The sequence below is a fragment of the Psychrobacillus sp. OK028 genome (assembly GCF_900103605.1).
In the GTDB taxonomy this organism is placed as follows: Bacteria; Bacillota; Bacilli; order Bacillales_A; family Planococcaceae; genus Psychrobacillus.
The window spans coordinates 381,621-403,568 of sequence record NZ_FNHY01000001.1 but is presented as its reverse complement, the minus strand read 5'-3'; the positions used below and the strand labels follow the sequence as shown (position 1 = coordinate 403,568).

At 34.9% G+C, this 21,948-nt stretch carries 17 protein-coding genes; 6 read left to right on the top strand and 11 right to left on the bottom strand.

The genetic code is table 11. The features are described from left to right. Positions 1–74 precede the first annotated feature (74 nt). The 3 genes from BLR36_RS01605 to BLR36_RS01595 all read left to right on the top strand — a co-directional run bounded on the left by BLR36_RS01605 (position 75) and on the right by BLR36_RS01595 (position 1,648). Positions 75–263: a YkvS family protein gene (locus BLR36_RS01605; RefSeq protein ID WP_090563100.1), complete on the top strand. Its 189-nt coding sequence runs from the start codon at positions 75–77 to the stop codon at positions 261–263. Between the two features lie 62 nt (positions 264–325). Then, the gene (locus BLR36_RS01600; RefSeq protein ID WP_093059754.1) at positions 326–937 is read left to right on the top strand and encodes a CPBP family intramembrane glutamic endopeptidase; all 612 of its coding nucleotides are present in this window, start codon (positions 326–328) and stop codon (positions 935–937) included. Between the two features lie 45 nt (positions 938–982). Further along, entirely contained in the window at positions 983–1,648 is a 666-nt protein-coding gene (locus tag BLR36_RS01595; protein ID WP_093059752.1) for a hypothetical protein, read from the top strand. 195 nt (positions 1,649–1,843) lie between these two features. Here BLR36_RS01595 and BLR36_RS01590 read toward each other — a convergent pair whose 3' ends face one another. Continuing rightward, positions 1,844–2,290, bottom strand: a complete 447-nt coding sequence (locus tag BLR36_RS01590) for a MarR family winged helix-turn-helix transcriptional regulator (RefSeq protein WP_093059750.1) — start codon at positions 2,288–2,290, stop codon at positions 1,844–1,846. A gap of 40 nt (positions 2,291–2,330) precedes the next feature. Beyond that, complete coding sequence (locus BLR36_RS01585; protein WP_093059748.1) at positions 2,331–3,419, bottom strand: ATP-binding protein; 1,089 nt, start codon at positions 3,417–3,419, stop codon at positions 2,331–2,333. 179 nt (positions 3,420–3,598) lie between these two features. On the opposite strand from BLR36_RS01585, the gene BLR36_RS01580 reads away from it, so the two are divergent. Further along, positions 3,599–5,353: a B12-binding domain-containing radical SAM protein gene (locus BLR36_RS01580; RefSeq protein ID WP_093059746.1), complete on the top strand. Its 1,755-nt coding sequence runs from the start codon at positions 3,599–3,601 to the stop codon at positions 5,351–5,353. A gap of 361 nt (positions 5,354–5,714) precedes the next feature. Here the strand turns inward: BLR36_RS01580 and BLR36_RS01575 are convergent, their stop codons facing one another. The 8 genes from BLR36_RS01575 to BLR36_RS01540 form a co-directional block, all read right to left on the bottom strand. After that, the gene (locus tag BLR36_RS01575) at positions 5,715–7,073 is read right to left on the bottom strand and encodes a TrkH family potassium uptake protein (protein WP_093059744.1); all 1,359 of its coding nucleotides are present in this window, start codon (positions 7,071–7,073) and stop codon (positions 5,715–5,717) included. A 104-nt stretch (positions 7,074–7,177) separates the two neighbouring features. Continuing rightward, positions 7,178–7,945 (bottom strand): TerC family protein, encoded by a 768-nt coding sequence (locus tag BLR36_RS01570; RefSeq protein WP_093059742.1) that lies wholly within the window; start codon positions 7,943–7,945, stop codon positions 7,178–7,180. A 245-nt stretch (positions 7,946–8,190) separates the two neighbouring features. Beyond that, positions 8,191–9,279: an SDR family oxidoreductase gene (locus tag BLR36_RS01565; protein ID WP_093059740.1), complete on the bottom strand. Its 1,089-nt coding sequence runs from the start codon at positions 9,277–9,279 to the stop codon at positions 8,191–8,193. Between the two features lie 60 nt (positions 9,280–9,339). Beyond that, on the bottom strand, positions 9,340–12,411 hold the full coding sequence (locus tag BLR36_RS01560) for an efflux RND transporter permease subunit (RefSeq protein WP_093059738.1): 3,072 nt from the start codon (positions 12,409–12,411) through the stop codon (positions 9,340–9,342). 301 nt (positions 12,412–12,712) lie between these two features. Beyond that, entirely contained in the window at positions 12,713–14,287 is a 1,575-nt protein-coding gene (locus BLR36_RS01555) for a peptide chain release factor 3 (protein ID WP_093059736.1), read from the bottom strand. Between the two features lie 209 nt (positions 14,288–14,496). Then, positions 14,497–15,546, bottom strand: coding sequence for a M42 family metallopeptidase (locus BLR36_RS01550; protein WP_093059734.1), 1,050 nt, complete (start codon positions 15,544–15,546; stop codon positions 14,497–14,499). A gap of 41 nt (positions 15,547–15,587) precedes the next feature. Continuing rightward, entirely contained in the window at positions 15,588–17,762 is a 2,175-nt protein-coding gene (locus BLR36_RS01545; protein ID WP_093059732.1) for a sensor domain-containing protein, read from the bottom strand. Positions 17,763–18,013: 251 nt separating this feature from the next. Beyond that, positions 18,014–19,402 (bottom strand): aldehyde dehydrogenase, encoded by a 1,389-nt coding sequence (locus tag BLR36_RS01540; protein ID WP_093059730.1) that lies wholly within the window; start codon positions 19,400–19,402, stop codon positions 18,014–18,016. A 407-nt stretch (positions 19,403–19,809) separates the two neighbouring features. Between BLR36_RS01540 and BLR36_RS18675 the strand changes: the two genes are divergently transcribed. Continuing rightward, a complete protein-coding gene (locus BLR36_RS18675; RefSeq protein WP_175453940.1) occupies positions 19,810–19,953 on the top strand; it encodes a hypothetical protein in 144 nt (47 codons plus the stop codon). Between the two features lie 58 nt (positions 19,954–20,011). Here BLR36_RS18675 and BLR36_RS01535 read toward each other — a convergent pair whose 3' ends face one another. Further along, positions 20,012–20,854, bottom strand: a complete 843-nt coding sequence (locus BLR36_RS01535; protein WP_093059728.1) for a DNA-3-methyladenine glycosylase family protein — start codon at positions 20,852–20,854, stop codon at positions 20,012–20,014. 48 nt (positions 20,855–20,902) lie between these two features. On the opposite strand from BLR36_RS01535, the gene BLR36_RS01530 reads away from it, so the two are divergent. Beyond that, positions 20,903–21,634 carry a thermonuclease family protein gene (locus tag BLR36_RS01530; RefSeq protein WP_093059726.1) on the top strand — a complete coding sequence of 244 codons (732 nt, stop codon included), beginning with the start codon at positions 20,903–20,905 and terminating at the stop codon, positions 21,632–21,634. Positions 21,635–21,948: the final 314 nt, after the last annotated feature.

The following is a 21,948-nucleotide window of genomic DNA, read 5'->3' as shown; positions in this document are numbered from 1 at the left end:
TTAAAATACTTTACGTATGAGAAATTTTAAGGCAAACTGTATTATATTATGTTCTTAAGGGGATGGAACACTCTATGAAAATAGCTGAAGTTGGGAATATCATAGAATTTAAAGACGGTCTTCAAGGTATTGTAGAGAAAGTAAATGAAAATTCGGTAATAGTTAATTTAACTTATATGGAAAACTTTAATGAACTAGAGACCGAAGAGAAAACAGTTATTAACCACAAGCGTTATAAAATATTATATAGTAATGAAGATTAAACGTCATGCCGTTCCTCTCAATTAGATGGACGGTTTTTTTAAATATTAGAAGGATGTGTATTATGTTTCGTCAATCACCAATATATCAACTAGTAATTTCATTAATTCTGGCTTACGGTCTATCCTGGATTACTTTTTCAAATGAAAAAGTTTTTTGGTACTTTTATACTTTCTCCGTATTTTTCCTTATGGCAGCTTTTTTCTATTTTTCCAAAATCGAAGAAGACAACAATTCTATCCGCTTAATTTTTCTTGGGATGATGTTCGGCGTGCTTTCTTACGCTGGCATGCTAGGCGCTTATCTCGTATTAGAAATGGGACCAGCATATTGGACAAGTAGTATTCATAAATTTTTAAGCCATTTTGGACCAACAACCATTTGGCATTATCTATTATTAATATTCATCATTGCTCCTGGGGAAGAGCTTTTTTGGAGAGGATTAATCCAACAGCAATTGAAAAAATTTATGCAGCCAAAGTTTGCCGTTATTTTGAGTTCTTTGCTCTTTGGTTTGTCGTTCATTTTCACTGGTTTTTGGATAGGTATATTAGGAGGATTTTTCGTCGGTATTATCTTTGGTATACTATACGAGTGGAAAAGAAGTATCACTGCTATAGTTCTCGCACATATTACATTGCTAGTGCTATTGTTTTTGATCTTGCCTTTCCATTGAAACATTTGAAGACCTTTATCGTCCAAATACAAAAGGAGCTGAATAATGATGAAAAAAATTTATACAATGCTGACCATCTTCTTACTAACAGTTATACTCGCGGCCTGTGGAACAAGCACAACAACAGAAAAACATGATAAACCCGAAGAAACGGCAACTGACAATACACAACAAACAACTCCTGAGGAAACGGAAAATATAGAAACTGAAACTGAGACAGAGACTGAAACCGCTACAGACACTGACTCAGCTCAATCTGCCGATTCTCCGGAAGTGGTATTAGAAGGAACTACTACGGAAAGTGATAGTCAAAACTATTCCATCACAGTGGTGGAAGGATATGAGCTAACTGGAGAAGAACCTAATAAAGACCTATTGTTCAATCAAAACAACGATTTACAGTCCATGCGTATTGAAACTTTCTCAGCAGATGAAGCAACTATCGAGGATGTTCAAGAAAATTTAGTTACAACTTTACAAGCATCCAATGAATCTTCTACTGTAACAGAAATAAAAGACGAAAATCTTATTCCAACAAATGAAGCTATTAAAAATACTTCTGCACATCAAATTGATACTCCTGAAGGTAAAGTTTCAGGTTATGTATTTGAACGAGAAGGACTTATTGTTAAACTAACAGTATTTGACACAGTTGAGACACCTGCCCTTGAAACATTTGTACAAATGGCAGAAACAATTAAAATTAAATAATAGTTTAGGAGCGGTAGATAGTGAGCAATACACTATCTACTGCTCTTTTTACATTGAACATAAATCCGTGCAAAAAGATGCTTATGAACCCAGTTTACACATTACGTGAGGCTGGTAATCTTAAGGAAATTAGTAGTATTATTTATTCTCTCTAATAAAAAACTTCGATCCTGTTTCAAGGCTCGAAGTTTCTTTTTAATATGATAAATTTTTAATAGATAATCCTAATTTTTTTATGAGTTCAATTACATCCTGCTTCTCGTCTTCCGATAATGCGCCCATCAGATTGACTAATTGTTCTTCATGGCGAGGGAATAACTCATCCATAAATTTTGAACCTTCTGCAGATATTTCTGCATATGTCACACGTCTATCAGTTGGACTAGATACTCGATTAACATAGCCTCGTCCCTCTAGTTTATCCACAACATATGTGATAGAACCGCTTGCCAATAAGATCTTATTACCAATTTGCTGAAGTGGCTGTTTACCTTTATGATACAAAAGCTCCATTACAGCAAATTCAGTGGGATTTAAACCGTTTTCTTGAAAAAACTGATTGGTACATTCGTGAATTACTTTATGGGCACGTGACAATACTATAAATAGTTTTAGAGCACTGGTTGATTGTTCTGCTGTCATATTACTTCATCCTCACCTATATTAAATACATTAACAACTATTATATAGGTCTGTGGTTTATATTGTCAAAAACCATCCTATTTTTTCTGCAGGGAAGTATAAAATCGAAAGTAGTACCTTCTCCAACCATGCTCTGAACTTCTATATTTCCGCCATGTTCTTCTATAACTTTGTAAACGTGTGAGAGTCCTAGGCCTGTCCCTGTTGTTTTTGTAGTAAAAAATGGTTGGAAAATTTTATTGATATTTATATCATCAATCCCATGCCCTTGATCTTTCACAGAAATACTGACTTGGTGTCCCGGCCTACAGGAAATGTTAATATGGATATTCCCACCATTAGGCATTGCTTCTATTCCGTTTTTAATAGCATTTATAAATACCTGCTTCAATAATTGACTATCTCCAACAACATGACATTCTTTGGTTACCTGACTAGAAACATTTAAATTTATGGACTTCAATAATGCTTCCGGCGCCATAAAGTTAACCACTTCTAAAATTGTGTCTTCCACATAAATAACAGTAAATTTAGATTTACTTGGTTTAGAAAGCTCTAAAAATTGCGTTAGAATATTCTCCATTTGATCGATTTCGTGTTTTATAACAGTTAAATAACGCTGAGTATCTTCTGTTGCATTTTGACTTAATAATTGTGTAAAGCCTTTTAACGAGGTCATTGGATTCCGAATTTCATGTGCTATTCCCGCAGCTAGTTGTCCTAATGTACGAAGTGATTCAGATTGATCTAATCTTTTCTTCATATATATCTTTTCAGATTCATCATTTATTTCTAATAGATATAGTCCACTATCGAATTGTTTAGAAATTACTACATGAACATATTTATATTCACCATCGATTGGTTTGTATTCCAAATGATTTTCCAAATATCCTTCTTTTTGGAGTTTTTCTGTGAGAATTTCCTTCTCTTCGTCGCAAAGATTAAACATATTATATAAATTCTTTGCATTTCTACCAATATAGTCATTTTTATTTATGAGTAGAATTTTTTCGGCATAAGAATTCATGTCTAATAGTATTCCTCTGTCATTAATAAATATCAGCCCACTTGAAAATAACTGAAATATATGATCAAACTTTTCTTTATTATCATATTTTGTTAACAAGAAGACACCAGCCTTTCAGATTATTACAATTACAAGATTATACAGTTGAAAATAATATTTGTTTATTTATTCTGATTATTCCATAATATCGAACAGGATTGCATGATTCTTTTAGCCTATATTGTCGACAATACTAATGACTGATACAATAGATATATTAATAAAGGAGTTTATGAACAATGAAAATAATATTAACCACTTTGAATGCAAAGTTTATCCATACAAATTTAGCACTACGCTGTTTAAAAGCATATGCTGAACCCGAGTATCACCCCCAAATAGTAGAATACACAATTAAAGATCCGACCTTTAATATCGTTGCTGACCTTTATCAAAAGAAGCCGAACGTTGTGGGTTTTAGTTGCTATATATGGAATATTGAAGAAACGATAAAGGTTATTAAAATGCTTAAGACTGTCGATCCTACTATAGTAGTCGTTTTAGGAGGTCCAGAAGTTTCTTACGATACAAATATTTGGTTACGAAAAGTGAAAGAAATCGATTACGTGGTCGTTGGTGAAGGTGAGCAATCGTTTAAAGATTTGCTAGACTTTTTATCTCATAAAAGAAAGATAAAAGAAGTTCCTGGTCTAGCTTATGTACAAGATGACAAATTTATACTTAATGTGCTACCGCCAAAACTAGATTTAAGATTATCTCCCTCCCCTTATCGTTTCGTGGAGGATCTTCCTGATTTGTCGAAGCGTATTGTCTATGTGGAAACGAGTAGAGGATGTCCGTTTTCTTGTCAATTTTGCTTGTCTTCTATAGAAGTTGGCGTCAGATATTTTAATCGAGATAAAGTAAAAAATGATATTCGATATTTAATGGAAAATGGTGCAAAAATCATTAAATTTGTCGATCGCACATTTAATATTAGTCGAAGCTATGCAATGGAAATGTTTCAATTCCTTATAGACGAGCATCATCCTGGAGTTGTTTTCCAATTTGAAATCACAGCAGATATTATGCGTCCTGAAGTAATCCAATTCTTAAATGACAATGCACCAGCAGGATTATTCCGCTTTGAAATAGGTGTTCAATCGACAAACGATTTAACGAACGAACTTGTTCAACGTCGACAAAACTTTGAAAAACTTAAACGAACTGTAACGATGGTTAAAAGTGGTGGAAAGATTGACCAACATTTAGATTTAATCGCCGGTCTTCCAGAAGAAGATTATTCTTCATTTAGAAATACCTTTAATGAAGTATTTGAGATGCGTCCTGAGGAACTTCAGTTAGGATTTTTAAAATTACTTCGTGGGACGGGGCTTCGCGTTGAAGCTGAAAAATATGGCTACGTTTATGTAGACCAAGCCCCATATGAAATATTCTCAAATAATGTGTTAAACTTTGACGATATTTTACGTATTAAACAAGTAGAAGATGTTTTAGAGAAATATTGGAATGCACATCGAATGGATCGCACGCTCGAATATTTATTTGAATATGTATTTGATACTCCTTTCGATTTCTTTCAACAGTTCGGTACCTTTTGGGAAGAGCATAACTGGTCGAGAATCGGTCACCAATTAGAGGATTTATATACAAGACTTTATGCGTTCTTAGAAGGACTGGAGAATATTTCGTTGCCTACGATTAGAAGTGTAATGAAACTAGATTATTTATCAAAACAGAAGTTCCAACCTCGTAAACCTTGGTGGAATAATGATCTTAGTAAGGAAGAACAATCTAAAATGTATAAATTATTAGTAGAAGATCCTAGTATCGCAGGAGAAGCCTTTACTACGTTACAGTTGAATGAACGTGAATTGTATAAACAAACCTTTATCACGCCAATTTCTATTGATGTAGATGCATTTATACAAGGTTCTATTGAGGAAAAAGAAGGATATTTATTAACTACTTTTGGTAAATCCGTGACCCCTCATTTATCTTTTGTCAACGGGAAAAGCCCACAGACACTTTAATGTTAAAACCTGTTTCTAAAGTTTTCGAAGGGTTTTGGACAGAAACTCCCCTAAATTGTTACGTAGTGAATTTTTAGTGATATTGGTTGTGAAATTGTCACAACCAATATCACTTTTTTTCGGAAATCTTATGGTGCTTAATCTAATGAGAGATACTACTTACTTTGTTGATTGTAGTGGAAGGTGAGAACTTCGACGGAGGCACCCAGGATGTGGCGTATTTAGCCTTTATTCTACCACCTGAAACGGAATTCAGTAGTTTTATCTACTAAAAATATCATAACCCCTGTGTTTACCCAACGCTATTATATACTTTCTTTTAAAAACGCCGAGCAATAATTCCATTGCTCGGCGTTTTATATTATCCAATAATTACCCGCTCTTTTGGATAATGGTATTTTGTTTTGTTGTGCTTTCCTCCTAATGTAAACAAAAACGATATTAACCCCACTCGTCCTATAAACATTAAAATCATAATAGTAACTTTCCCTATGACTGACAAATCGCCTGTTATCCCAAGACTCATACCGCAAGTTCCAAAAGCAGACGTTATTTCAAATATCAAAGAGGCAATCGGTACATCAGGCTCCGTGACAGAGAGTAATAATGTTGCGACAAAAACCATTATTAATGCCAAAATAATAACAGCGTACGAACGATAAATATCTATTAAATGAATTTCTCGATTAAAAATTTGAATATTTTCTTTTCCTCGTGAAAAATGGATTAAAAAAAGAAGTGCTATAGCAAATGTTGTCGTTCGAATTCCACCACCAACAGAACTTGGTGAAGCTCCTATAAACATTAAAATACTCATTAAAAAGTTAGTACCCTCGCTAAATAACGTAACATCCATCGTAGTCAAACCAGCTGAACGTGTTGACACCGAGTGAAAAAATGCTGTAAAGAACTTCTCATGCCAGGGCATACCTTTAAACGAATTAAACAGCTCCAATAAAAAAATCATAACTGTGCCAAAAATTAGAAGTGCTCCATATGTTATCGTCGTAAGCTTTGTAAATAAAGAAAAACGAAAATTTTTGTTTTTATTCGACAAAAACTCCTTTACTTCTATCAATACTGGAAAACCGATAGCCCCAAATATAATCAATATACTCGTGATCGTTTGCACAAAGTAGTCATTATGGTATGCAAATAAGGATTGACCCGTAATATCAAATCCAGCATTGGTTGTTGCAGAAACAGATGTAAATATTCCGTGAATTGCAGCTTGTTTTAACGTATCAAAATACTGTGTAAAATATAAAGTTAATAGTATTGCACCGATAAGTTGAATAAGTAGTAGAATTTTAACAATCTCTCTAATCAGGTGAACAACTCCTGATAAATTCGATTGGTTATGATCGACCATAATTAACTGTCTTTCACGTAGTCCAATCTTCTTCCCTGCGATTAACCAAATAAATGTTCCTAACGACATAATTCCAATTCCGCCAAGTTGTAAAATAAGAATAATCATGAAATAGCCAAATACACTATATGTGTCCAAAATACTTACTGCAGTTAAACCAGTAACGGAAACGGCGCTCACAGCGGTGAACAAACTGTCAATGAACGCAACTTCCACCCCTGGTTTATGTACACCTGGTAAACGAAGAAGAATAACAGAAATAGCAATTGCAATGAAATAATAAGTGACAATTACTTGAGCAGGTGTAAATTTCAATTTCTTTTTAAGTTGTAGTTGTGGCTGCTTCATTATTTTATTTCCTTTCGACAAATCGAGTAATTATTATCTCATTGTAAAAAAAAAAAACGTAAAAAGATAGCTAAAACTATCTTTTTACGCATTTACTAAAATTATTATGCTTCTTTTTTCTGTTTCGCAACACCTAATAGATAACCACCAATAGCAATTGCAAGTAATACAACCCAGAAAGTTACCTTCCACGGAGTAGAGTGAGGGAAATGCTCATCTAACACTCCAACATTCGGATGCGCTAATGTCATTACCGCAAGTTTAACCCCAACCCATCCTACGATTAAAAATGCTGCTGTTTCTAGTGAAGGCATTTTTTCTAATAATTGAACGAATTTGTGTGCTGCAAAACGCATAATTACTAGACCAATAACTCCACCAATGAACATTACTGCGAACTGTCCACCATTAATACCACCAATTTCAGCAGTTCCCCAATGTGGCAATGTTACCGCTATCGCAACTGCTGCTAACATAGAATCAATAGCAAATGCTATATCTGCAAGTTCTACTTTTAAAACAGTCATCCAGAAGCCAGAGCCTTTTTTGGGTGCCATATCATCCATATCTATATGGTTATCCGAATTTTTTCGTTGATCATAAATATGTTTTATCGAAATGAATAACAAGTATGCTGCTCCTATTGCTTGAACCTGCCAAATATTCACTAAGAAAGTAATCATAAATAACGCTAAAAATCTAAATACAAAAGCACCTAGTAAACCATAAAACAATGCTTTTTTCTGTTGAGCTTTCGGTAAATGCTTTACCATAACAGCCATTACGACTGCATTGTCGGCTGCTAATAAACCTTCCAAACCTACCAAAACTAATACAACCCAACCATACTCCAATAATATTGCCGTATCCATCAAAATCCTCCTTTTTTGCATATAAAAAGACCCCTGCCTTAAAAAAGGCAAAGGTCTTGCTAAGCAAAAATAATATAATTGCTATCATAACCGGTGGTATAAGCCACGTAATGACGACTATGAAATAGGTTTCCCTATAGCTACTCCCCTTTGACGTTAGTCAAAAGTCTATTTAGTTATGTTAATAATTATACCCATAACTCGATCGCTTGTAAACAAATAATACTCAAGAAGTAAGTGTCATTTCATTTTATTGGTATATGAAAAGATGGGTCATTCTTATGATTATTGTAAAATGCAATCATTGAGGGGATTGTTTCAATGAAATCTGGGCAAGTAATATTCCCTTTTGAAAGAATAGCCTGAGCATTGGTCGTATCAAAAGTAGCATTCCACGTCAGATAGTCTAAAGTCTCTTTTTCTACCTGTAAAAATTTTCGAATTGGATATAAAGCAACTGCAGTTTTTGCAATAGTTAAAGGTAACCTTCCTTTTGGATACTTCCCAGTAACTTCTTTCACAAATGCTCTGTAAACTTCCTCTACTGGATAAGGGTTAGGATCAGTCAGATGAAGCGTTTTACCTAATGCCCCCTCACTTAATGAACAATAGATTGAAGCTTTTGTTATATAATCACTAGGTACCACATTAATTGACGTAGTTGATTTCCCTAGATATGGAAGGAAAGGGAGCTTCCTTAAATTTGAAATCATATTAACAAAAAAATACGGACCATCAAACTTAATCGTTTCACCCGTTTCTGAATGTCCTCTAACAATACCAGGACGAATAATCGTAACAGGTATTCTCTCCTTTAACTTTTCCACTAGCAATTCTGCCTCATATTTAGTTTCCTCGTAATAATTTTTGAATCCTACTGGTCGAATTAATTCCGTTTCTAACAATATTCCTTCTCGCAAACCTGCAACATATGCAGTACTAAAATATGTATATCGCTTTAGCTTGGAGAACTGACTAACTACGTTATTAAACATTTCTGTACCATGTACATTTACTTTCCATGCAATTTCTTTCGGCACTGCTAAATCATAAATTGCTGCCAGATGCCAAACATATTCTACTTCGTCACGTAACTTTTCAAATGTATCTGGATGTATACCTGCTACAGGGAGCGTAATATCACCTTCTACTATTTCAATCGTTTGAGAATGAAGTTGATCCTGATAAATTTCTGCAATTAAACTTTCTGCTAATTTAATCTGCGAAGGAATTACGAGAACATAGATTTTTGTATATTTATGTTGCTGTCTTAACTCTTTCATAATATTCTTTGCCAAAAAACCTGGAAATCCAGTTATTAATGCAGAAGCCAATAACAACACCCCTTTTTTCCAGTATACAAAAAAAGAGCCTTCAGTTGAAGACTCTTTTCTCTAACTATCAGAATATTTAGTTGTTTTTTTCCTTGTTTCTTTATCAAGCAAACTATAAATAATCGGTACTACGTATAAAGTGAGGAAAGTTGAACTTATTAATCCACCAATCACAGTTATGGCCATTGGCTGATTAATCTCTGTACCTTCTCCAATTCCTAAAGCTAATGGGACAAGACCTAATATCGTAGTCAATGCAGTCATTAATATGGGACGTACACGGTCGCGAACGGATGTAATAATTGCCTCATATGAAGACATTCCATTTGCTTTTCTTTGGTTGATATAATCAACCAAGACAATTCCATTATTTACAACAATTCCTACCAATATTAAGATTCCAATGATAGCGGAAATACTTATAGGTAAATTAGTAGTAAATAGTCCTATAAAGATACCAATAACCACAAGTGGAACAGTAAACATAATGACAAAAGGATATTTGTATGATTCAAATTGTGCTGCCATTACGATAAACACTAATACCACTGCAAGTAACACTGCCAGAATCATGTCATTCTTAGAGTTATCCATTAATTCTCTATCTCCACCAAAAGATACATCGATATCCTCCGAGAAATTCTGTTGCTGGATAACCACATCTACTAAATCAGACATATCCCCTAAGGAGTATTTGGACTCGTATTTTACTGAAAATGATATCGCACTAGCTTGATCTACGCTTCGAATGGCGACTGGCCCTTCAGCAATATCTACAGTTGCAACGTCCTGTAATGTAATATACTGACCTGATGGAGTACGTAACTGCAATTGCTTCAAATGATCCAAATTGCTACGATACATTTCATCGTATTTGACATAAACACCAAATACATTGTCGTTTTCATCAATAATTTGAGAAGCAAAAACCCCTCTTGTTATGTTATTTACGGTCTGTGCAATTTGAGCTGGAGCAATACCATATTCAATTGCTTTCTCTCGAATGACATTAATCTGTACCTCTTCTACTTTAGTAGTTAAGTCATTCGTAACCTTGACAACCCCTTCTAAGCTTTCTAAATCCTGTTGTAAATTATTAACTGCTGTGTCCAAAACTTTCTTGTTATTTGACGACACAGTAAATGACACAACATTTGGAGAAGAGCCTGAAGCAGTCTGCACATTAAAATTAATCTCAGCTTCGTCTCCTACAGCTTTTAATACTTTTGGCTGTACTTCATCAACAAACGTAAAAACAGAACGATCCCTATCTTCTAATGCTTTTAACTTCACTGAGATTTCAGCTGTATTGGAGTTTGCACTACCTCTAGATTGGCCTTCCTGACTGCCCCCAACAAAACTTACATACACCTCAATATCCTCTTCTGTTTGTAGAATTTCTTCTACTTTATTGACCACTGTATCTGTCGCTGTAAATGAAGAGCCTTTTTCTAAATCTATCGAAATAGTGATAAATCCTTCGTCAGTAGCTGGTAAAAACTCTGTTCCGACTCGGAACAACCCTATTCCGGAAACGACTAAAAGTACAAAGGTAATCATTAATATTATGGAACGATGACCTAAAGTCCATTTAATCGAACGTTCAAAATTATTATACGCTTTCGACCTTCTTCTTTTAGCCTCTATATTCCCTTTAGGCTTCTTCAATAACTTACTTGCCATCATTGGAATAACAGTAATCGCTACTACCAATGATGCAAACAAACTAAACGAAATAGTAAGGGCAAATTCCGTAAATATTTGTCCTATCAAACCAGATAGAAATAGAACTGGAACAAAAACAGCTATCGTTGTTAAAGTAGAGGCTGTAATAGCGCCAGCTACCTCTCTCGTTCCTATACTTGCTGCTTCTTTAGGGGTCTTTCCTAATCCCAAGTGCCGCTCTATATTCTCAATAACAACAATGGAGTTATCAACAAGCATCCCAATACCTAGGGCAAGCGCCCCTAATGTCATGATATTTAGCGAAAAACCAGCAAAATACATGAGAACGAAAGTAACAATTACGGAATATGGAATTGCAACTCCAACAATTATCGGACTTCTAACACCTTTTAGGAAAATAAAAAGAATGATCATTGCCAATAACCCACCCGTTATTAACGTAGTGCCTATGTTGTTTATGGCAATTTTTACATAGTCTCCTTGATCAAAAAGAATATTAGCTTTGATATCTTTAAACTCTGCTTTTTCAAGTTGCTTGTCTAATGCTTCCTGAAAAGCGGTAGAAACATTAGCAGTATTGGCACTAGACTCCTGGAAAACAGATAGTAAAACAGCGGGTTCATCATTCGCTCTAGTTTGAGAAAATTGTTCTGACTTCGCTAAATCGACAGTCGCTATATCTGCAATCGTAATAGTTGTACCATCCAAAGGATTAACAGTTACTACTAAATCTTTTATATCTTCTACAGATGTTAATGTGCTAATAATTCTAGTAGTTAATGATTTATCCTCATTAGTTTCAACTGGGTTACCAGGCAGTGAAATGTTGTTCGCCTGAATGACTTGTACGATGTCAGCTTGTGTAAGTCCCTTGTTTTTTAATTTCTCTTGGTCGAGTAAAATCTGTACTTCTTCGACTAAAGAACCAGATATATTAACACTAGCGACTCCTTCTGTTCTCAATAATTCTTTCTCTAATTGCTTTGCTATTTGCTGAATATCAGCTTTTGAATCCTTCGTGTTTAGGGATAGCTGGATGATTGGGAATTGAGCAGGATCAAACTTCAAGAATCGCGGTTTATCCGCTCCATCAGGTAGTGGTGTAATATCAATTCGCTGCATGACATCTAACTGAATGGCATCCATATCTGTAGACCAATCGAATTCTAAAAGAATAAAATTAGCCCCTTCTTGGGATGTACTATTAATAGACTCGATTCCTGGTAAAGTACTCAACGATGCCTCTAATGGCTTCGTAACTTTTTCATCGACCTCAATTGGACTTGCCCCTTGATAATTCGTGACAACCACTGCAATCGGAGGATTTAAATCTGGTATTAAAGTAACGGGTATTTTAAAAAACGAAACACCGCCAAGTATGATGATTAAAAACATAATAACGGTTGTAAATACGGGTCTTTTTATGGAAAAGTCACTAATATTCATTCGGGGACCACCTTCTTATTTGCTCTTTCTATCATATGCTCTACAGAAGCAGAGTTCAAATATTTATCCGAGTAACAAGCCCACTAATAGAATAATTTTGTAGTCATTTTAGATAAATAATCCTTAACGAGAGTAAAACTGCTTGAAGAGCAAGTAAATCTCCTATGACCGAGAGTAAAGCATTGTGCTGCGCTAGTAAATCACCTGCAACCGCAAGTATCCACCACTTCTACGAGAGTAAGCCCCATAAAGGTACCTCACAAATAAGAAAAAGGTCACCATTAAGGCGACCTCTTACATACTACAGTAAGTTATAAAGCTTAATATGCTCGTATTTGTCTTGGAACCAACGAGTGGCAAACTCATTTTCAAATAAGAACACATAATTATCGTATCGATCTTTTACAAGCATCGAACGTGGACCTGTCATAGATTCCTTAACCTCTTCTTCGTTCTCAATCCATCTTGCAACCTTAGATCCGATTGGTTCCATTCGGACTTCCACATTATATTCATTATTCATACGATGCTCAAACACTTCAAATTGAAGTTGACCAACAGCACCTAAAATAATTTCCTCTGTGTGTAGTGTTTTATAATACTGGATTGCTCCTTCTTGCACTAATTGTAATATTCCTTTGTGGAAATGCTTCGACTTCAGTACATTTTTAGCAGTTACTTTAACAAATAGCTCAGGTGTAAATTGAGGAAGCTTCTCATATGTAAAAGCTTTCTTACCACCGACAACCGTATCTCCTATTTGATAATTTCCTACATCGTAAAGCCCGATAATATCTCCAGCAACCGCCGTCTCCACTGTTTCACGATCATCGGCCAAAAATTGAGTAGACTGTGTAACTTTAAACGTTTTTCCTGTACGTGCCAAGGTTACCGTCATGCCTCTATCAAATTTACCAGAAACGATACGAACAAAGGCGATACGATCACGGTGAGCTGGGTTCATATTCGCTTGAATTTTAAAGATAAAACCTGAAAAATCTTCGTTTAAGGGATTTATTTCCTCTTCCTTTTCAGTCATGCGAGGCTGAGGAGTCGGTGCAAATTGTAAATACGTTTCTAAAAATGTTTGTACTCCGAAATTAGTTAGAGCACTACCAAAAAATACGGGAGTCAAATCGCCGGACAATACTTTTTCCTTATCGAAATCATTACCCGCTTCGTTTAGCAACATTATATCTTCAATAGCCTGTGTATAGTAAGAAGTTTCTTTCATTGAATGATCAACTGCAAGCTCTCCCTCTTCATCTAAAGGAAGGAATCTCTCAGATTCTTCCGTACGGAATTGCTCAATACGTCCATTAAAACGATCATAAATTCCTAAGAACTCTTTCCCCATACCAATTGGCCAGTTCATAGCATATGATTGAATACCAAGAACCTCTTCTAATTCTTCCATTAGTTCAAGTGGTTCCTTCCCTTGACGGTCCAGCTTGTTAATAAAAGTGAAAATAGGAATACCTCTCATACGACAAACTTTAAATAGTTTTAACGTTTGAGCTTCAATACCTTTTGCTGCATCGACAATCATCACTGCGCTATCTACAGCCATTAGCGTACGATACGTATCCTCACTAAAATCCTGATGTCCAGGTGTATCCAATATATTTATACGACAATTATTATAGTCAAATTGCATAACGGACGAGGTTACCGAAATTCCACGTTGCTTTTCAATTTCCATCCAGTCGGACGTTGCAAATTTCCCAGACTTTTTCCCTTTAACTGTTCCTGCATCACGAATAGCTCCACCAAAGTATAAAAGCTTTTCCGTAATAGTTGTTTTTCCGGCATCTGGATGGGAAATGATTGCAAAGGTTCTTCTTTTTAATATTTCATCTTGTAATTTTATGTCCATTCTGTTATATCTCCTTCTTATTCACTTTCTTATCATATGGATTTAAAGGGAAAAAAACAAGTAAAAAATAGCAAAAGCGCCCAAACTAGCCACGAAAAGCGTTAAAAGAATGGCGATAAGACTTAATTTTCCTTATCGGATATTCTGAAACGTCTCGAGGGTGCTTAGGCGCCGGAGCTTGATTAAAAAAAATCGGTTTTACCCGATTTTTATGAGATTTTCGTATTCACGTAGCTATATAAAAGTTTAGCAGTGTTTTCTAATGAATCGATGTGTGTACGTTCATACGCATGAGATGCTTCAATCCCAGGTCCTAATAATGCATGCTTCACATCATACCCTGCTCGAATTGCTGCCGAAGCATCAGACCCGTAGTATGGATAAATATCTAATTTGTAATCGATATTTTCTTTTTTAGCTAGCTCTACTAATTGACGAGTTAATTCATAATGGTATGGTCCTGATGAATCCTTTGCACAAATAGAAACCGTAAACTCATCCGATGCTTGTCCATCTCCAATAGCACCCATATCTACAGCCAAATATTCTACCGTTTCAGCTGGTACATTTGAGTTACCACCATATCCAATCTCCTCATTATTAGAAATATAAAAATGAGTTGTATGTGGTAAGGTAACATCCCCGTTTTGAATAGTTTTGATTAATTGAAGGAGTAAAGCTGTGCTAGCTTTGTCGTCTAGATGACGAGATTTAATAAACCCGTTTTCGGTTTCTTCAAATCGAGGGTCAAATGAAACAAAATCCCCTACCTCTATACCTAAATTACGTGTATCTTCTGCAGTTAATACTTTTTCGTCTATACGAACTTCCATGTTTTTTTCATCACGAGGTAAACCACTAGCATTTTTGTATACATGCACCGTAGTTTGGTGCATTAAAATAGTGCCTCGTATTTTTTTACCATCTGCTGTATGAATAGTACAATATTCACCTTCCACAGCATTCCAGTTAAAGCCACCTACCATAGTAAGCTGCAATCTACCGCTGCCTTTTACTTCCTTTACCATCGCACCTAAAGTGTCTGTATGCGCAGTTAAAAGACGGTGCTTTGTTTCATCAGAACCTTTTATAGTTGCGATTAATGCCCCTTTATTTGTTCTAATATAATCCACTTTTAGTTTCTGTAGAATGTTTTCCATAAAATCCATAATCTCTTTTGTATAACCAGATGGACTAGGGATTTCTACTAATTGTTTTAATAATGAAACTGTATCTTTTGCATGAAATGAAAATGACATTATAAATCCTCCTTTAAGCATACCTTAATCATACCAAAATATTACTTTAATATAAAACTTGGCACTTGATATACTTCAATAGGTTTTGAGTAATAATAACCTTGTATTGTATGACAATTATGAGCCTTTAAAAAATCTACAACCTCTTTGGTTTCTACTCCCTCTGCAACTACTTCTAGACCTAAACTATGACCGATTCTAATTATAGAGGACACTATCACTTCATCACGACCCATTAATACCCGGTCCATTAGACTTCGGTCAATTTTTAATGTATGGATTGGAAGCTCGCTTAAATATCGGAAGTTAGAAAACCCAGAACCAAAATCATCCATTGCTAGCTTGATTCCAAGCTTTTCTAATTTATGTAATAAATCTAATAATTTATCCATGTTCTTCATTAATATATTTTCAATCATCTCTATTTCTAAATATTTTGGAGGTAACCCCGTTTTCTCCAAAATTTCTTGCAAATTTGTTAAAAAATCATTCTGCTCCAACTCTACGGGGCTTATATTGACGGAAATAGTTTGAAAAGGAATCCCCTGTTTGAGCCACGCAACGCCTTGTTTACATACTTCTTCTAACACATATTTTCCAATAGAAATAATAAGACCTGTTTCTTCTGCAAAAGGTATAAAGTCGTTTGGCGGAATAATTTCTTTACCTTTTTTATCCCATCGAATCAATGCTTCATAGCCATCAACTTTTTCTCTTTTCAAATTTACTTTAGGCTGATAGACTAGGTAAAACTCATGATTATTTAAACCAGACCGAATATCACTTTCTAACCCTACCTTGTTGACATGACCCTCCATAAACTTTTTATCGAATATTACAGCAGTTCGCTTTCCATACTCCTTTGAAATATTAAGTGCTAGGTCAGCTGCTCGGTGCATTTCCTTATAACTAGATCCGTGCAACGGAAAGGAAGCAATTCCAATAGAACATGATATATATATTTCCATTTCTTCTATACTAAAAGGCTCTTCAATCTTGCGGATTAATTGCAATGCATTTTCTAGTGTTTTATTTTCTTTTTGTCGCTCCACAATCAGCACAACAAATTCATCCCCACCAATGCGATATAACTCACCAGTTTGTTTATAGAAATTCATAATTCTTTTAGCAACTAGTTTAAGTAACGAATCACCGGTAACATGACCTAAAGAATCATTAATATTTTTAAATCGGTCCAAATCTATATAAAGAAAACTAAATGGCAGGTTTTCATTTATCAGTTCTACAATATCTCTTTCGAGAGCAGCTGTGTTATAGGTATTTGTCAAATGATCACGGTATGCCAGCTCAGTGAGTTCAGTTCGCGCTGATTCGAGCTCCGTAATATCGTTGCCAATACCAATCGCACCACTTATTATTCCATCTTGTTCAATTGGAGAGATTGTAATATGTACACATCTATCACCAAACCATTCTTTGTAGGAGACTTCTTCCCCGATATTAACTTTTTTTATATTAAATAATAATCTGTCTGTCATCTCTTCAGAAAAGTATGAATTTATACTATAGATTGGGCTTAAAACTTTTTTCTTTATAGAATCACTATTGGGTTGAATCGTTTGTAGCCCTTTTTCCGCTAAATAATCGGCAGCGATTTTCCCTGTAAACAAGGAAAAGCCTAAATTGTTATCACTATCTCTTTCCACTTTGAAAACTAAATTGTTAATATGGTGTACAACTGTTTCAAATGAGGAAAGTAGTTTGGACTGCAATAATACTTCTTTTTCTTTTTCTAATGTAATATCCGTACGAATGCTGAGAAAATAAGTATCATTACCATATGTCTCAACAGGTAGTATATATGTTTTCACCCAATATAATTCACCATTCTTACGTCTATTACATATTTCTCCTGTCCATGTGCTCCCTTTTAAAATGGTTTGCCACATTTCTTTAAAGAAGGATGCAGGGTGAGTGTTGGAATTAATAATTTTATGTGTTTTTCCTATTAACTCTTCTTTCAAGTATCCCGTAATATCGCAAAAGCGATCATTTACATATAATATTTGTCCAGCCTTGTTGGTAACAGCTATTATCATCGTTTCGTTTACTGCATAATCCATAAGCTCCATATTAAAAAAGGCATCGTCTAGCTTCTCCTGAAGTGCTATATCACTCGCCAATGACTCATCAAATATTGCAGTTTTAACTTTATATAATAATTCATCGGTGTTCGTATTAAATACAGACTTCATATTACTCCCCCCACCTAAAAATGGTTGTTAAGTATCAATATTCAACTCAATATTAGTTAAATGGTCACTATTTGTCAATGAACATACAGTGAATATGTATCAGTTATGACAGAAATTGTGACATTTTAAAATATTTTAGGCAATTTGATTAACGCTGAATATAAAAAGCCATCCTATCTTAACTAAATAGGATGACTTTTGTAGCATATAATTCTATTAATTTGCGCTTTCATTGTATGCTTTATCAATAATTACTTTAGTAAACCTCTCACTAGCTTCACTTTATTTTTATATGGTGGAAAAACAATATTAATCGGTAAGGTAGTATTTTTCTTTACAATGGATTTTTGATGTGTAAATAACGTAAAACTCGCTTCCCCATGATAAGCTTGAGTCCCAGAATTTCCTACTCCTCCGAATGGAAGATGTGCACTACCAGCATGTGTAATCGTGTCATTTATACAGCCACCGCCAAATGGGAGCTCTTGAAGAAAGAATGCTTGTGCTTTTTCGTTTTCGCTAAACATATAAGCTGCCAAAGGTTTTGGCAATTTGCGAATTCGATGGACTATACTTCGTAAATCGCTATAACCAATAATAGGTAATATAGGACCAAACAATTCTTCCGCCATAGATGGACTATTGAAGTCAACACCATTTAATAGTGTTGGCTCTATAAATAAATCATCCCGGTCCATTTTTCCACCGAAAATAATTTGGTCCCTTTCCGCTTCTAAAACACTAATTAGTCGATCAAAATGATTACTATTCACTATTCTTCCAAGGTCATTACTTTGTTGAATATCCTTGCCATAAAACTGAACAATTGCTTTCTTTAACTGTTCAATAAACTTATCTTTAACATTTTCCTCCACTAATACATAATCAGGTGCAATGCATGTTTGACCAGCATTCACGAATTTCCCCCATACAATCCGTTTAGCCGCAACAGCTAAATTAGCTGTGTGATCAACAATTGCTGGACTTTTTCCACCTAATTCTAAAGCGATTGGAGTTAATCGTTCCGCCGCTGCCTTCATCACTATTTTCCCTACTTGAACGCTACCAGTAAAGAAAATAAAATCAAAAGCCGCATGTATTAACAGGGAGGTTTCTTCCTTTTCTCCCTCGACAACTCGAATATATTTTGAATCATATGCTTCCGCAATTATTTTTTTCACGATATCAGATGTATTTGGTGTTGCTTCAGAAGGTTTAATAACTGCACAATTTCCTCCAGCAATTGCTCCTATAAGTGGTTCCATCACAAGCTGGAAAGGATAATTAAATGGTGCAATGATCAAAACCGTACCATATGGATCGTTGACGATAAAGCTTTTAGATGGCATTAAAGCAACTGGTGTTTTTACAACCTTTGGTGCCATCCACTGCTCCAAATTTTTAATCATATAAGATATATTGTCATAAACTAATCCGATTTCCGTCACATAGGCTTCAAATTCACTTTTTCTTAAATCTTTGTATAAAGCTTCGATTACTTCTGTTTCATACTTTTTAATCGTCTTTTTAAGTATTTCCAATTGTTCTACTCGAAATGCCACAGTTCTCGTCATTCCACTAAAAAAGTAGGCTTGATGCTCATTTATCATATGATTTAGTTGTTCTTCTGTAAATTTCATTTTTACTCACTCCTTTTCCATTTCTTTACTCTTAAAGAAATCATACTATGTATTTCTAATAGAAGAAAGAACAAGCAATTATTTTTGGTATACATGAAGAGTGTCTTTCGTGGAATACTACTTTTAAGAATTCTTCTCCAACAAAATTGAGAATTGATCAATTTTTTTGATTCTTAATCTGAAATCTTAACTTATTACACGTTTTTAATTCTGTACAGAAAGCGCCCGGCTAGAGCGGAAATCTCCGTTGTATTTTATGAAAGTGACACATATAGCAAAACTTTTAGCCTATACACTTCAGAAAAGCTATGCTAATTGATTCATTTTTCAACAAAATAGTTTATGAATGAAAGTTCACAGGGTATAAAACTGATATATAAATAAACGTATTAAGGGAGGAAATAACAATGACTGAAACAGAAACATGGTGGGAGCCCATTTTTACAGGAGCTATCGCATTAGGACTTAATAAGGAACGTATGAATGAAATAGAAGAAGAATCTTTTTTATATTTTAAAGAAGAACAAGGTGAAACGGAGACAACTAATTGAATAATCGGTATAGGATATCAGCTTTTCCCTTCATATATTAAGGAAAAGCTGATTTTTTTCATTCTATATTCTTCCAAAGGTATAAAGCGGCGTAGCTATTGTAAGGCGACCACGAGGCTAAATGAGGTGTAATTTCACTTTTCATAGGCTTTCTGTCTAAATGCCAAAGTATTTTAAGTGAATTTTGAAGCCCTATATCCGCTAATGGAAATAAATTCGCTCTTCCTAAACCAAACAACAAGAAGCTTTCTGCTGTCCAAGGACCAATTCCTCTGTACTTGATTAGTTCTGAAATAATGAAATCATCCTCTTGAGTGGAAAGTGCCTCCAAGTTTAATTGACTCTCTGCAATAGCTTTAGATATCCCTACAATATACTCTGCCTTTCTTGTACTAAATTGCATGTGACGTAACGTATCAACATTAATACTCGCTATAGTTTCAGGTGATGGATACAACCAAACAACCTCTTTGCATTTACCAAAAGTATGAACGAATCTCTCCGTTAATGTTCTAGCAAAAGAAAGATTTAGCTGCTGATGAATGATACTTTTAATAATATTTGCATATAAAGAAAAATCCGTAATAATCGGAGTTCCTTCGAATCTTAAAAACAACGAATGTAAATTAGTATTTAAAAAGTGCTTTTGAATTGGTTCTAAGCTTCGATTAAAATGAAAGATGGATTGCACTCGTTCAAATTGTTCCTTTGTTTCTAAGCCCGTTACTATAAATTTAGGTTCATGAAATGACCCGATACTTTGAACCGTTATAATATATTCTTCCATAGGGATTTTGACTGTTTGATTGGCTATATCAACCGAATTTAATGGATCGAAAGCTAATCTTTTTAAGACATCCTCCATCCGATAATTAAAGGCTAATTCTACTGTTTGTGTCATGCTATCTTCTCCTTTTTAACTCATGTTACAATACAATGGGTGATATTAATGAAAAAGTTTTTTGTATGGGTAGGTTTACTTTTTAGCTTTCTGTATGGTTGTGAAGAAAATTCCACTAATGGTGTTATTCAAACAAGTGGAAGCACAGATCAAATTTCGGTAGAAGTTGTTGAGGTAATTGACGGTGATACTATTAAGGTCAAGTATAATGGAAATATAGAAAAAGTTCGATACTTGCTAATAGATACACCGGAAACAAACCATCAAACATTAGGAAAGCAGCCTTTTGGTGAAGAATCAAAACAACGCAATAAGGAATTATTAAATAGTGGGGATGTCACAATCGAGTTTGATGTAGGGAATCGTTTTGATGATTATGGCAGACTGCTAGCATATATTTATGTCGATGGGAATAGCGTTCAAGAAATATTGTTAGAAGAGGGGCTTGCCCGTGTTGCCTATGTTTTCCCTCCGAATACTCGGTATTTAGATGAGTTTGAAAATGCAGCTGAAATTGCGAAGAAGAAGAATATCGGTGTATGGAAGACAGAGGATTATGTCACGAACAGGGGCTTCGATGCTTCAGTTATGGTCAATAATAACACCCAAGAAGCTGTACAATCAGCCGAAAAATGTAACATAAAGGGTAATATTAATCGGCAGGGTAAAAAGATTTACCATCTACCTAGTGGAAAGTATTATGAGCAAACAAATCCTGAAAAATGGTTCTGCACCGAGCAGGATGCTACTAAAGCAGGATATAAAAAATCGGGGGAATAACAAGAAATAATTGGCAAAACAGACCGGTCCTATAAGTTCAACATCTTTTTCGAAAAGCTTTGAACGGACGTCTTGCTATATTTATACCCCGTAAATTTAAGGATGCTGTTTTTTTGGGGGCGAACGTCTCAAAAAAAGCATCCTTTTTTCCGTCAACTTTGCCTATTATTTTCATCCATGAGATACGCTGTGACAAATTTAATTCGGGATTACAACTCGCTTCGTTGATGTAGTGGAAGGTGGCGGCTCCAGTGGGATGAGTGAAACAGATGAGCTATCACAACGACGCGTTAGCGACGGTGATAGCTCATCGC